We start from the raw sequence: 13,407 nt of genomic DNA, 5'->3' as shown, positions 1-13,407 counted from the left end.
GCCGATCCTAGGCTTGTTGTTTTTGTGCAAGTTCATGTTGGGCTTCATTCAGTAATTCCTGAAAATCCCGTTGTACCGAATGATCCTGCTCATAGCCCATTTTTTTCCAGATATTGAAAAATAGCGATTCCGGGGTAGGGGGTGCCAGATCAATTTTAGACTGGCTTGAACTAAGGTCGACCTGTTGCTGATAAATCCGGCTGATGCGCAGCAGTCGGTAACGGTTAGCAGGTAGGGCCTGTTCTATTTGCTGACGCAGGTCTACCGGAGGCGGCGCATCGGTCGTGTATTCCACTTCCAGAAAATGCCGTGCAGAAAGCTGCTCGATTTCTCCGGCAGGCAAGGCCTGAATTGTAGTGATTAAATTTTCCAGCTTTTCACGAACGCGGAACAGCTCGACAGTACGCGGAATGCTTAAGGCATCGTATTGAAAGCGGTTTTCCAGGTTTTTTTCGGGATCAATCCGGACTTCAACCACCTGATGCTGGTAATGGATTTCACTAAATGACAGCGGAATCGGAGAGCCACTATAGCGAATATGCGGCTGACCGACTTTTTGCGGTTTATGCAAATGCCCTAGCGCGACATAATCAATCACGTCATCAAACAGCGCCGTCGACAGGGCCTCTTCGTTGCCAACAATAATCGGACGTTCAGAGTCCGAGGTCTCACCACCTTGCATGTGCGCATGTGACATTAAAATCAGTGCCTGATGTGGCTGTTTGCGGACTTCGGCTTCTGCAATGAGCTGTTGATGCAGATAACTGATCGCGTTCTGGTTATTGCTGGTATGTTCATTCAGTCCGGTAATTTCGGCACTGCGTAAATAGGGCAGGGTCAGACACCAGGCGATGATATTTTTATCCTGATCATAAATAGGAATAAGCAGACGATCTAGGTTCAGGGTATTTTCTGCCGTGCGGCCTACAATTCCCACTGCTTTGGCATTGAATTTGGCCAGTAAGGGTTCAACCTGCTCAATCCGGTAACCGGAATCATGATTGCCTGCAATCATCAGGGTCTGCATATGTGGCGCCAGGTCGTGGGCATCGGCCAGAAACTGGTACAGCTGTCTTTGCGCACTGGATGCAGGATTGATCACATCAAAAATATCACCGGCAATCAGCAGGGCATGCGGTTGCTTTGCTTGGATTTGCTCAAGTAGCCAAGTCAAAAACTGCGCATGTTCAAATTCACGGTCATGGTTATGGAAAAATTGTCCCAGATGCCAATCGGAAGTGTGAAGAAAATGAACTGCCATGTAATGAACCCCAAGATATCTGCCTTGCTACTATAGGAAAAAGCACAGGTAAAAATCTACTTGTAAAACGATATTTCAGCGAATTGTTAGTGATGTTGAAGCTGAATTTATTTTGATCAGTATGGATATTACTGGACGGTTGTATCCAGGTCATCAGATTTTAAAGGCTCTGCAAGCCCTGAGATTTTAAAAATAGGGATTTAAAAAAATAAAAACCGACGATTCGAGTGATGATGAAATCGTCGGTCAAATTTGTGTTACAGGAAGATTTTGGCTGCTATTCAAAATTTTCCTGTACACTAAGACTTATTGCTTTAGCTCTAAAGGTCAGCAAAAATTCGTGGATGCCAGTCCAAATTTTTGCCCCTTGTACTCTATATAACGTCACCCTCTAGTGGATGGTTGACAATAAAATGAAAAAAAAATTAATTTTTTTTATACTCACCTGTTGAAGATCACCGAGTCATGCACATGTTGCCACTAAGTCGTTATTTTACCTGGTTTTTCTTTATCTGTTTTATTTTTACCTGTATTTGTGGTGTGGTGGCAGCCCTATTACCGATGGGTATGGGCGCAATCTTGACGATTGTTCCCTATCTGGTGGCCATGATTTGGGTGCTTTTTAAATTTCTAAAACAGCAAAAACGTGCGCCGACCCAAGCAGAACGTAAAAAATTCACGCTCGGTTTTAGCCTGATTTATTGGGGCTATAATTTATTGTTTCTCTTGCTCGGTATTGTGATCGCCACCCGTTCCAATCCGAATGCCTGGCAGGACTTTCTGCTGTATCTACAGCAACCACAGTTTATGAGCATAGTGCTGATCATGTTTTTGATGATTGCGATTCCGCTGTATCTGCTGACGTACTGGTTTTATGGCAAGCAGGCCCAGCGTATGGCAGAGAAAATGTTTGGCCATTCGCCTCAGTGAGTATTGATGAATCATTGTGTGACAGCCGATCTTCATAAATTGATTGAATGATGAAAGATACAAATTCTCCACTACAAAAATATTCCTGCTTTAAAAAAGCTGAAGATGAGTGGCGTATAATTTAAACCAAGAAAATAATAAGGCGAAGAATGACTGATGTATAAACCTGTAGTGCTGGTGACGGGAGCGAGTGGTTTTATTGGCAGTCATCTCGTACGGTTTTTATTGGATCGTGATTATCGGGTGACTGGTCTGACCCGTCAGAAAAATAAACCTGAACCACATCCGGACTTTCACTGGATTAACCAGTTGGATGAATTAAAACAGCATCAGCTTGATTATGTGGTCAATCTGGCTGGCGAAAGCATTGGTCAAGGCCGCTGGACGGCAGCACGTAAAAAGAAATTGCTGGATAGCCGTTTAGACACCACCAAACAGGTTTTTGATTATTTAGAAAAAAATCAGCTTAAACCGAAACGGATTATTTCAACATCAGCGGTTGGTTATTATGGTATTGATCCGACAGAGCGTTGGGAACAGGTCTGCACGGAGCAAAGTCCGCCACAAGATATTTTTATGTCTGAACTCTGTGCGAAGTGGGAACAGCTGGCCTTGTCCTATACTAACCAGAACACCAAGATTGTTCGCTTTGCGGTGGTATTTGGTAAAGGTGGCGGGATTCTTCCGCAGATGCTATTGCCGATTAAGCTGAATCTGTTCGGGCGAATTGGTCATGGACGTCAGCCAGTGACCTGGGTGCATCTAGAGGATGTACTGCGTGCGATTGAATTCTTGATGCTCGAGGATACAACCGAGCAGATCTTTAATGTGGTCGCGCCAGAAAAAAGCAGTCAGGCCCAGTTCGCACGAACTACGGCCCAGATTCTGAAACGCAAACCCTTACTTCCACTACCCGCATGCAGTCTGAAAATGATGCTGGGAGAACAGTCACAACTGGTATTGAACGGTCAGTATGTACAGCCCAAAGCCTTGCAGGAGGCTGGATTCCAGTTTCATTATCCAACCCTGAAAGAAGCACTGGATAATATCCTAAAGCATTAAATGACTGGACTCTAATAAACGGACTGGATCATAAGGAACTGGATCAACGATTGGCGTTTGTTCAAGGATAAGTTGAGCGAGTAGTTTGCCTGATGCCGGCCCCATACATAAACCATTACGGAAATGTCCGAAATTGGCCCAGGCATTTTGCAGCTTGGGAATTTTTCCAATATAGGGAATACCATCGGGTGAGCTGGGTCTTAATCCGGCCCATTGCTTGACCAGCGGAAAATCTGCCAGTTCCGGTACCATCTCGATGCACGCCTGCAAAATATCTTGCCGGATTTCGCTAGAAGGCGAGGTGTCAAAACCGACCTGACGCATACTGGACCCACATAACACATGTCCGTCTGGTCGTGGAATCAGGTACATCACCTTATTCATGCACATGGTCGGCAGCCAGTTTTCTGGTGTTTTAAACAGCAGCATCTGACCTTGCACCGGTTGTACCGGAATTTCCAAACCAAGTTGCTGTGACCAGTATTGTGACCATGCTCCTGTTGTGAACACATACTGATCTGCCTGAAAAAGCCGGCCATGTTCATCTGAGATACTGTTTGCACGGCCTTGCTGAATATTGAGCCGAGTGATTTTACAGTCTTCATGCCAGGTGACACGAGGATGCTGCTTCAAATAGCGAATGATCGACTGTAATAACCGTGGATTACGGATATTGGCCAGTTCAGAAAAATAAATCGCCTGTTTGAACTTGCTATTATCAACTTTGGGATTGATCTGTTGCAGTTTAGCTTGATCAAGTAATTTTGCCTGTTGCTGCGGCTCTTGATGTGTTTTGGCATAACTTAAACCGATTTCAAAATCGGATTCATCAAAAATCAGCATACCTGTTTCATGAATCTGGAAATCGATGCCAGTGAAAGGTTGCAGTTTTTGATTCCAGTCCTGATACAGCGGTTTGGCATGTCGGGCCAGAGCATTTACAGCAGCGGGATAACGCCACGGATACATCGGGGAGAGGATGCCTCCTCCAGCCCAGGATGCAGCCTGTCCGGCGGCCTGCTGATCAAAAAGGGTAACAGAACATCCCTGTTCAAGCAGTTCCAGCGCCGACATCAGACCGGTGATGCCAGCGCCAATAATGGCAATATGCATTACGCCGAAATCCTTTTACTTCATGTCTTTCAGTTTAAGCGCAGCTTCTTCAGCAAAATAGGTCCAGATACCATCTGCACCGGCACGACGACAGCTCATCAATGATTCTAAAATGACACTATCAGATAACCAGCCATTTTGAATTGCCGCAGCCAGCATCGCGTATTCGCCACTGACCTGATAGACAAAGGTTGGTACGCCAAAAGTGTCTTTGACTTCGCGGACGATATCCAGATAAGGCATGCCTGGTTTGACAATCACCATGTCTGCACCTTCCTGAATATCCAGCGCAATTTCATGCAAGGCTTCAGCACGGTTACCGACATCCATCTGGTAATTGTATTTATTGCCGCCTTTTAAATTGCTGGCAGAACCGACTGCATCACGGAACGGGCCATAGAAGCTTGATGCATATTTGGCTGAATAGGCCATGATCGAAGTATAGATATGACCATTTTGCTCAAAGGCCTGACGAATCGCACCGATCCGGCCATCCATCATGTCACTTGGAGCAAACACATCTGCACCGGCTTCGGCATGGCTCAAGCCCTGTTTAATCAGGCACTCGACCGTTTCATCATTTAAGACATAACCGTTCTCATCAATAATGCCATCCTGTCCATGCGTGGTATACGGGTCTAATGCGCCGTCAGTAATCAACACCATTTCTGGCAGTTCTTTTTTCAATAAACGTAAGGTGTTTTGCACCAGACCATCTTCACGCCATGCGGCTTCTGCAGTCAGGCTTTTATCTTCTTGTGGGGTGACCGGAAATAGCGCCAGTTTATTGACACCGAGTTCCAGCAGACGTTCTGATTTTTTTAACAGCAAGTCTGCTGATAGACGCTGGATATTCAGCATACTTGGAATATCTTGGGTCTGGTTTTGTCCTGGCAGGACAAATACTGGATAAATGAGATGATCTGCCGCAAGATGGGTTTCACGAACCATCGAACGTAAATGTTCATTTTTACGAATACGACGCATGCGAGTTGCAGGAAACGCGGGACGATTGAACGTATAAGTCATAAAAATCTCAGTAATCAGTATTAAACTAGGCCTCTATTGTAGCCCTAACTCAAATTTTTGGGCATAAATTAGCGGTTTTTTATTGTGGTGGATTCGGGCAGAGTGATGAGTAAGACAGAGAGAAACTGGACGGGTAATATACATCTAGGCTCGAAAGTGGATATTGATGTAGTCCTGAACCAGCTGGTACATGCTTTTAATAGCTCTCCTTTTTTTAAGCATAACGGCATGACCATGCGGGTGGTCGAGGGCCAGATTGAGGCCTATGTAGAAATGCAGGATTTCATGATTGGTAATGTGGCTTTCCAGATTCTGCATGGCGGTCTGGCTGCAACTGTACTGGATAGCGTCGGTGGTATTGTGGCCATGGGCGAACTGTATAAAAAAGCTGAACCGGAAACGATTGCAGATACCATTAAAAAAGTGTCGCGTCTGGCGACGGTCGATATGCGGGTGGATTATCTGGCGCCTGGACGTGGCAAATATTTTATTGCACGTGCAGAAACCTTACGTTTGGGGCGTAAGGGCTGCACCATGCGCATGACCATGGTCAATGATGAAGATAAGGCAATTGCAACAGCGATTGCTTCTTATGCCTATTAATGAAATCGGGAACTGAGGAAGTTAAAAAGCACTGTTTAACAGTGCTTTTTTATGATGATTAAATATGAACCTAGAGGATTTAGAGATTAGATTTAGCCCGTTTCAAGGCATTTTTCCATTTGGCTAAATGCATTTCTCTTTCGTCATTTTGCATTTTGGGTTCAAAAGCACGGTCCAGCTGCCAGGACTGGGAAATTTCATCCAGGTTTGAAAATACGCCAGCTTTTAATCCGGCCATGGCGGCCGCACCCCAAGCAGTAGCTTCCAGCATTTTCGGACGCAGTACCGGTACATTCAGAATATCGGCCTGAAATTGCATCAGCATGTCATTGCTGCTGGCACCACCATCAACCCGCAGTTCTTTAAGTGGATGTGCAATATCAGATTGCATCGCACTGAGCACATCCGATACCTGAAAGGCGATTGATTCTAATGCTGCACGAGCGATATGCGCTTTGGTCGTACCGCGTGACATGCCACAGAGTAAGGCACGTGCTTCACTATCCCAATGCGGCGCGCCCAGACCGGTAAATGCCGGAACCAGAACCACGCCGTCACTATGCTCGACCTGGTGTGCCAGTTTTTCCACATCACTGCTTTTTTGAATAATTCCGAGGCCATCGCGTAACCATTGCACTACAGCACCAGCCATAAATACGCTGCCTTCCAGCGCATAGGTAGTTTGGCCTTGGGCTTGCCAGGCAAGAGTAGAAAGCAGCTTGTTCTGGCTGAGCTGAATATTATGCCCGGTATTGAATAGCATAAAGCAGCCAGTACCATAGGTGTTTTTAGCGCTGCCCACCTCAAAACAGGACTGGCCAAAAAGTGCAGACTGCTGATCCCCCAAAATTCCGGTAATGGGAATATTGGCCCCAAGTAAGCCAGAAGCAGTGTCAGCGACATAACTATCAGAAGAGATAATTTTCGGTAAGACCGAAGCCGGGATATTAAACAGCTCGAGTAGCTCTTCATCCCACGATTGTTGCTGCAGATTCATTAACATGGTACGTGAAGCGTTACTGGCTTCAATGACGTGCTCTGCGCCTTGGGTCAGATTCCAGATCAGCCAGCTATCGATCGTACCAAATGCCACATGGCCTTGTTCAGCGAGTGCCCGTACTCCCTCGACATGCTCTAAAAACCAGACCAATTTTCCCGCACTAAAATAAGGGTCAATCCGTAAGCCTGTTTTTTGCTGAATTTTGGACATCAAGCCTTGATCAATCAGCCGGTTACACCAGTCAGAAGTACGACGATCCTGCCAGACGATTGCCGGGGCGAGCGGTTTGCCATTTCGACGATCCCAGACTACAGTCGTTTCGCGCTGGTTAGTCAGGCCAATGGCCTGAATGTCTTTTGCCAGAATACCTGCAGTGGCTAAAGCTTGCTGTACCACAGCAATCTGTGAGCTCCAGATTTCTTGGGCATCCTGTTCTATCCAACCGGAGTGAGGGGTGTGGATCTGTGTTTCATGCTGCGCTGTGGCTTGAACTTGCCCGTGTTCATTAAAAATAATGGCCCGGCTTGAAGTGGTTCCCTGGTCCAGGGCCAGTAAATAGCTCATAATTTTTCTGTTATTCGGCTTGAAAAGTAAAATATTAGCGCAATAATGTAATTAAGCGCATCAAGTTGTGTAAATGTTCAGAAAAGGCATCGTAATTTTTGACATTTATGCTATGATTGCCTTGTACTTTGGGGGTGTTTCTGGCTTCGACGCTGGTGATGAAACTCATAGATGCATGCCGAGAGCGCATTTTCTCTCGTAAATCAAATTTGCATTTTTTAGTCGCAAACGACGAATCATACGCTCTAGCTGCCTAAGGGCAGCTTGTCCGCCTCTCCGAATACTTGTGGTTAGAGAGTCCGACTGAAGCGCACGCACACAAGTCCGTATAAAGCCAAGCCTCGGGGCTTTGTACTAAATTAAGAGGATCGCGATTTGTATCCTGTTCGTCGGGTCACAAAGAGTTAAAACAATAGACGATATCTAAGCATGTAGTATTCTCGAGCGTAATGCTGGCGGACGCGGGTTCAACTCCCGCCACCTCCACCAAAATTCTTTCCGAAGTAATCCGTCGGAATATAAAAAAGCCTTTAAAATCAACGTTTAGAGGCTTTTTTTATGCCTGTTTGTCCGATATTGTCTGATCTCATTTGACCCCATATTTGCTCTTTGTGGGTAAATATTGGGAAAATTTACCCAGAAATTAATACATCAATTATGGGTAATCGACATGCCACTTACAGATACTGAATGCAGAAAAGCACAGCCGAAAGACAAACAGTATCGTCTTTCAGATTCACATGGTTTATCTCTAATCATTACCACCAAAGGTCAAAAATATTGGAATGTGCGCGTCACTGTCCATGGTGAACGTAAGTCTGAATCGCTTGGCCCGTATCCGGATTTAAGTTTAAAAAAGGCAAGGGAACTTGCATACGAGCTTAAGCATCGATACTCACGTTCAGTATTGCATGAAGACTTAAAGCCCTATTTCAAAGAAGTTGCAGAAGATTGGTTCAATAATCAAAAAGAAACCTGGTCATCCAAACATATTAGTAATGTACGAGCTTCATTGGATGAGCTTTATATTGCTCTTGCTAATAAGCGTATTAATCAGATTCAGGCTCCGGAGATTTTGCAAATTATTAAGAAGATTGAGGCAAGAGGCTCGCTTGAAATTGCAAAACGTACTTTATCTCGTTGCGGTATGGTCATGAAATATGCAATTGCGCATGGCTATCGTTATGATAATCCGGCAGGTGATCTGGTTTATGCTCTCAAGAATAAAAGAGTCAAAAACCTGGCTTCGCTTACTGCCTCTGAAATGCCTGAATTTTTAAGAAAGATAAGAGCATACCCAAGTGATGCTCAGACACATCATGCGATTATTCTGATTATGCTGACAGGTGTTCGGGTTAGTGAGCTGCTACAAGCATGCTGGGAAGAATTTGATCTGGAAGGGCGTAAGTGGGATATCCCTGAAGAGCGTATGAAGAACCGTCTTCCGCATCGTGTACCGTTGACGGACATGATGATTGCTGAGCTAAAGGCTTTGAGGCTTACTCATAATCAGGAACTGTTATTTCCACATCGTTTAAATAACAAAGAATCAATGCGTAGTGAGTCTATTTTGGCTGTGATCAAACGTTCAGGCTATACGGGACGAATGACCACACATGGTTTTAGATCTCTATTCAGTACTGTCGCAAACGAGTCCAATTTATTTAATCCTGATGCTATTGAACGCCAACTTGCCCATGTACCTCAGAATAGAATTCGTTCGGCTTATAACCGAGCACAGTACTGGGATGAACGTGTGAAGATCATGGAGTGGTATGCGGAGAAAGTGAAATTTTGGTTGGATCATTGATAATCATCTTTCTCATCATTGTGGGGGAAGGGATGGACCTTTCCAGCACTAGATTTATGGGATAAAAGCAGCTTTGTTGCATCTAGCAACTTAGAGGGTAAACCAGAGTTTTGTCTCTGAGAAATTTGAGTAGATGATTCATTTTTAGCTACTATCTCTTGCTCTTGCTCTTGCTCTTGCTCTTGCTCTTGCTCTTGCTCTTGCTCTTGCATATGGTAGCGGGTGAAGCTTGATGTTTTAGGTAGATTTTCAGAAAGGGGCTCTTGCACTAAGTTTAATGGCAATGTTGTGTGATTTTGTATTTGTGTAATCTTAGAATCATTTTTTAGTGCGTTGATCTCTTGAAGCTTAAGTTTTAATTTTGCATTAAGCTGCTTACGGATATCTTTTGTCAGCTTGCCCGAAGTATCTGTACTATGAGCTTCATTAGATGAATTTTCAGAAATGATTGATACGCATTCGTCTAATAGAAAATCCACTAGTGTTTCGTAAGTTTTTTTAAGCTCGTTTTGGTCACTATTATACTTATTCTTTAGGTAAGCTATATAGTTTGTTGATTCTTGAACTGTCGTCTTTAGCTGTTCAATTTGTTCCTTTTGCTTGAGTAAATTTGTATCGAAGCTATCAGTTATTCTGCTGACGGTTTGAGACAAGCTTCCCACTCCTAATTTTTTTCTCAGGCGTTCTAACTCTGTTTTTGTTTTTTTGCTTACGCGTAATTGTATCTTATTCTCATTGTTATGTGCTTGTTGGAATTTAAAAACTCTAAAGCCTTGTCGTAACTTTTCATACTCAGAAATAGGAATGATCAATGTTTCATGTGTTGATAGTACTGCTGAAAGTGTAGGTACAAGTCGATTTGTGTTGGTAGGGTTATTGTGGTTTAAAAAATGGCTGTATTTGCTTTTAATCCATTTTTCTTTTAAGTCTTGATCTGTTTCTAACCATTTTTTTAAAGATTCTTTTGGTCTAGCCATAAGAGTAGCCTCATTTAAATCACATTAACGTTTAAATTAATGTTAAATAAACGTTAATATAATTTCAATAGTTTCATTTTGCACATAACGGTTTTTTTGAGTAAGCTAATTGAAGCTAGAAATGGATATAAAACGACTTATGGATGATAAAAATTCTGACGTCTTATTTTTGTTGGTACATGATTTTTTGCCAACAACTGTGAAACCGTACAGTCGTTGGGTGCTATATAAAATTTTAGAAGCTTATGCAGGAACTCCATTTGAGGTTTCGAATAAAATCCTTGCTATTAGATTGGGGTTGTATGAGAGAAGAGTTGCAGTTGCTCTAAAGGAGTTAGTGAGTTATCAAATTCTTATTGCGCCAATTGAATGTGTAGATAGTCAAAATTTTCTCAGATTTAATGAGGAGCTGTTTAGGCGTTATTGGCAGGTGAGTACTAGAAGGAGGTACGCAGTAGATGAATGGTACAACCGATCTCGCTATAAACCTAATGAGCTATTTTTTTATATCCTCAAAGAGCGTTTAAATGATTTTTATATCAGCCATACGCAAGCTAATAAGACGAGCTTACAAGATAAATTGGATTTTAAAGATGCATTGGTATTATTGTGTCTAATTAGAAATACTAATGAATTCGGTGTGGTTGAAAATTGTGGAATAACCAGACTCAAGGATAAGACAGGCTTGTCTAAGCCAAGTATTTTTAGGTGTATCGAAAGCTTAAAAAAATATGGAATCATTCGTCATAGGTTGGGTGGAATCGCTAATAACCGATTTTTAATTGGCACACATCCAATATTTTTCTTAAATCTTTCGCATGAGTTGTGGTTGGAAAAAAGGAACTATGGTTATTTTTATATCCTAAATTGCAAAAAACAGCATACTTTTGAAATCTACAACAATTATCTATATATCAAATATTTCATAGCAAACTATACTTATCTGCTCCCTATGATCGAAAGAAAGGATGTAATAGGTATATCAGAATACATAGACGAACAGATTCGATCACAGCTGTATAATCTTTCTAATAATGTCAGTAACATCAATAAGAAAGATGCTTACCAGCACTATGATCAAGCGGATCAATATTTGCTTAGTCAATTGATTGATTTGGCATTAGAAATAATGGCTAGCCATAAGGGTTTTGAAGGCTTTTCATATTATTTTGAATACAAAGCTATACGTGCACGAAACAGTAACATGAACTCAAACATGGCAATTATGGCTCGGATTCAAGCAATCTTTGAGCAATGGAGTATTCAGAATTTTGGTAATGTCGAGGCAATGAAGAAATCAAAAGACGGGTTTATTTCTTGGAATGCTGGAAATGCTTCAAGGTTAAAATCATTCATTAATTCGCTAGTTGATGTGCGGAATCAGCAGAAAGCCGAATCCTCTTTTATGACTTACCAGCTACAAAAATTTATCGAAATTTTTGTAGCTATGTTTGTTAAGAATAAGATTTTTATTTTTAGTCGGGCTCTTCACATGGCCGAAAATTTTAGACCTTTTACAATTGTTCCTCATAGCGATCCACAAACTTTATGTATTTTTCAGCCTTCAAAGAATCTGAGAGCAAATTTATTTACACAGATTGATCTTGATGAGCCAGATAAAAATTTAAAATGCAGAGAATTTATCCCTTCAATTGAGGATTTAAAGATGATGGGGCTATTGCCCGAATGTTGTAAAACATTGGATGGTTTTGAAGAGATTGCATGTGAGGATGAGGCATAACTTTAGCTTAACCTGAAGTTGCATAATATGGTTGGTACACTCAACTCAATTTCAGGCTTTATGTGGGTTTTAAACGCCATCACTTAGCCGGTAAAATATATTATTATATTAAGAATATATATAGTGGTATTGGTTGGAAGTTAGCCAATAAAGGCAAAGCTTTATGTAGTATATGCTTTTTCAATATATGAGCTGGATGACGTTGATTGAGTGATATGAATCGGGATCGGTAAAAAAATACAACTCTCACTTACATATGAACCTTATGTTCCAAGTGAGAATCCAAATGTTCCAAAATCTTCAATTAATCAATGAATCAGCATCATTAATTTCAATCGAAAACTTTTTAGAGAGTGTCTATCTAGAACACTACTTAAGTGATGATGAAGAATTTAAACATGAGCTGTTGGAAGCTGTTAGCTTATTTAAGCTAGTCTATCGCGAAGGCTTTACTTACTCTCATGTAATAAGAGTAATGAAGAGAGTCTTGATACTAGTAGACTATACCTTAGAAAAATTAGAATTAAGCTCGTATGAAGAGATCTTAAAGTTTGAACAACATCATATTTTTTATATTCAAAGCATGATTCAGTATGAAATGAAAACTGCTTTATATGAGAGAGTGGAGTTCCAACGTCGAGAGGAATGCAATGCTATAAAGCTACAGGGTTATGTGGCGAAGCTCTTAAATCATTATTCAAGATTACTCTTTGTAAGAGTAGACCTGAGTATCTTACAAGCTCATCAGGAAAATTGGGATATTGAAGACTTTTCTATGGCATTGGCTATTTTACGTAATCGTATAGCTAATCAAGATGGTTGCTTTGCGGACCTGCAAGGATATGCATGGGCTTTAGAACAGGGTAGTACTAAAGGTTATCACTGCCACCTTTTACTTATTTATGATGGAAATGAACATCAGCAGGATTCCGCATTAGCGATGTTGGTTGGTCAATGTTGGCAGCAAATTACTATGGATCAAGGAACGTATTACAATTGCAATCTAAAAGAGCATAAAGAGAAATTTGAAAGGAATGGATTACTAGGTATAGGTATGATTCATCGTGATCAACAATTAGAAGTTGATAATGCAATTCGTACAGCCATGTACTTGGCAAATCCCGATAAGAAAGGTCAGCACATGCGTGTCAAAACATCTCCTCAGATGAAGACATTCGGTATAGGTCAATTTAATGTAGGGTGGCGTAGGGGTCTTAAAGAGATAAGCTATTGATCATATTCTAAAAAAATTCAAATATATAACATCCTAATGAGAATCATGAAGCTCTTTTGAGTACACATGAAAAATTAATATCA

General features: G+C 41.8%; 11 protein-coding genes and 1 other RNA gene. 7 read left to right on the top strand and 5 right to left on the bottom strand.

Features of this window, described 5'->3' with window-relative positions:
- Positions 1-7: 7 nt before the first annotated feature.
- Positions 8-1,261: an exonuclease SbcCD subunit D gene (locus tag H9629_RS11830; protein WP_191731154.1), complete on the bottom strand. Its 1,254-nt coding sequence runs from the start codon at positions 1,259-1,261 to the stop codon at positions 8-10.
- A 471-nt stretch (positions 1,262-1,732) separates the two neighbouring features.
- Between H9629_RS11830 and H9629_RS11825 the strand changes: the two genes are divergently transcribed.
- Both H9629_RS11825 and H9629_RS11820 read left to right on the top strand, forming a co-directional pair.
- Complete coding sequence (locus H9629_RS11825; protein WP_064095778.1) at positions 1,733-2,191, top strand: ABZJ_00895 family protein; 459 nt, start codon at positions 1,733-1,735, stop codon at positions 2,189-2,191.
- A gap of 156 nt (positions 2,192-2,347) precedes the next feature.
- Positions 2,348-3,253, top strand: a complete 906-nt coding sequence (locus H9629_RS11820) for a TIGR01777 family oxidoreductase (protein WP_191731153.1) — start codon at positions 2,348-2,350, stop codon at positions 3,251-3,253.
- On the opposite strand, the gene thiO is transcribed toward H9629_RS11820, so the two are convergent.
- Together thiO and hemB are read right to left on the bottom strand one after the other, a co-directional pair.
- On the bottom strand, positions 3,242-4,366 hold the full coding sequence (gene thiO / locus H9629_RS11815) for a glycine oxidase ThiO (RefSeq protein WP_191731152.1): 1,125 nt from the start codon (positions 4,364-4,366) through the stop codon (positions 3,242-3,244). The two genes, H9629_RS11820 and thiO, sit on opposite strands and share 12 nt — an antisense overlap.
- 15 nt (positions 4,367-4,381) lie before the next feature.
- Entirely contained in the window at positions 4,382-5,395 is a 1,014-nt protein-coding gene (hemB, locus tag H9629_RS11810) for a porphobilinogen synthase (RefSeq protein ID WP_191731151.1), read from the bottom strand.
- A gap of 105 nt (positions 5,396-5,500) precedes the next feature.
- Between hemB and H9629_RS11805 the strand changes: the two genes are divergently transcribed.
- Positions 5,501-5,998 carry a thioesterase family protein gene (locus H9629_RS11805; protein WP_004646146.1) on the top strand — a complete coding sequence of 166 codons (498 nt, stop codon included), beginning with the start codon at positions 5,501-5,503 and terminating at the stop codon, positions 5,996-5,998.
- A 79-nt stretch (positions 5,999-6,077) separates the two neighbouring features.
- Here the strand turns inward: H9629_RS11805 and glpK are convergent, their stop codons facing one another.
- Positions 6,078-7,562: a glycerol kinase GlpK gene (gene glpK / locus H9629_RS11800; protein WP_191731150.1), complete on the bottom strand. Its 1,485-nt coding sequence runs from the start codon at positions 7,560-7,562 to the stop codon at positions 6,078-6,080.
- A 130-nt stretch (positions 7,563-7,692) separates the two neighbouring features.
- Between glpK and ssrA the strand changes: the two genes are divergently transcribed.
- Together ssrA and H9629_RS11790 are read left to right on the top strand one after the other, a co-directional pair.
- Positions 7,693-8,051: a transfer-messenger RNA gene (gene ssrA, locus H9629_RS11795) on the top strand.
- 181 nt (positions 8,052-8,232) lie between these two features.
- Positions 8,233-9,372, top strand: a complete 1,140-nt coding sequence (locus H9629_RS11790; RefSeq protein WP_191731149.1) for a tyrosine-type recombinase/integrase — start codon at positions 8,233-8,235, stop codon at positions 9,370-9,372.
- Here H9629_RS11790 and H9629_RS11785 read toward each other — a convergent pair.
- Positions 9,366-10,349 carry a hypothetical protein gene (locus H9629_RS11785; RefSeq protein ID WP_191731148.1) on the bottom strand — a complete coding sequence of 328 codons (984 nt, stop codon included), beginning with the start codon at positions 10,347-10,349 and terminating at the stop codon, positions 9,366-9,368. The genes H9629_RS11790 and H9629_RS11785 overlap by 7 nt on opposite strands.
- Before the next feature lie 139 nt (positions 10,350-10,488).
- Between H9629_RS11785 and H9629_RS11780 the strand changes: the two genes are divergently transcribed.
- The gene (locus H9629_RS11780) at positions 10,489-12,090 is read left to right on the top strand and encodes a hypothetical protein (RefSeq protein WP_191731147.1); all 1,602 of its coding nucleotides are present in this window, start codon (positions 10,489-10,491) and stop codon (positions 12,088-12,090) included.
- A 286-nt stretch (positions 12,091-12,376) separates the two neighbouring features.
- A complete protein-coding gene (locus H9629_RS11775; protein ID WP_191731146.1) occupies positions 12,377-13,324 on the top strand; it encodes a YagK/YfjJ domain-containing protein in 948 nt (315 codons plus the stop codon).
- The last annotated feature ends 83 nt before the right edge of the window (positions 13,325-13,407 follow it).

This window comes from Acinetobacter pecorum (assembly GCF_014837015.1).
Classification (GTDB): domain Bacteria; phylum Pseudomonadota; class Gammaproteobacteria; order Pseudomonadales; family Moraxellaceae; genus Acinetobacter; species Acinetobacter pecorum.
Note: the sequence above shows the minus strand (reverse complement) of the source record. Positions and strands in the feature narration are given on the sequence as shown.

Coding starts and splice junctions, on each gene's coding strand:
- H9629_RS11830 (WP_191731154.1), bottom strand. CDS start 1,261: ATGGCAGTTCATTTTCTTCACACTTCCGATTGGCATCTGGGACAATTT.
- H9629_RS11825 (WP_064095778.1), top strand. CDS start 1,733: ATGTTGCCACTAAGTCGTTATTTTACCTGGTTTTTCTTTATCTGTTTT.
- H9629_RS11820 (WP_191731153.1), top strand. CDS start 2,348: ATGTATAAACCTGTAGTGCTGGTGACGGGAGCGAGTGGTTTTATTGGC.
- thiO (WP_191731152.1), bottom strand. CDS start 4,366: ATGCATATTGCCATTATTGGCGCTGGCATCACCGGTCTGATGTCGGCG.
- hemB (WP_191731151.1), bottom strand. CDS start 5,395: ATGACTTATACGTTCAATCGTCCCGCGTTTCCTGCAACTCGCATGCGT.
- H9629_RS11805 (WP_004646146.1), top strand. CDS start 5,501: ATGAGTAAGACAGAGAGAAACTGGACGGGTAATATACATCTAGGCTCG.
- glpK (WP_191731150.1), bottom strand. CDS start 7,562: ATGAGCTATTTACTGGCCCTGGACCAGGGAACCACTTCAAGCCGGGCC.
- H9629_RS11790 (WP_191731149.1), top strand. CDS start 8,233: ATGCCACTTACAGATACTGAATGCAGAAAAGCACAGCCGAAAGACAAA.
- H9629_RS11785 (WP_191731148.1), bottom strand. CDS start 10,349: ATGGCTAGACCAAAAGAATCTTTAAAAAAATGGTTAGAAACAGATCAA.
- H9629_RS11780 (WP_191731147.1), top strand. CDS start 10,489: ATGGATGATAAAAATTCTGACGTCTTATTTTTGTTGGTACATGATTTT.
- H9629_RS11775 (WP_191731146.1), top strand. CDS start 12,377: ATGTTCCAAAATCTTCAATTAATCAATGAATCAGCATCATTAATTTCA.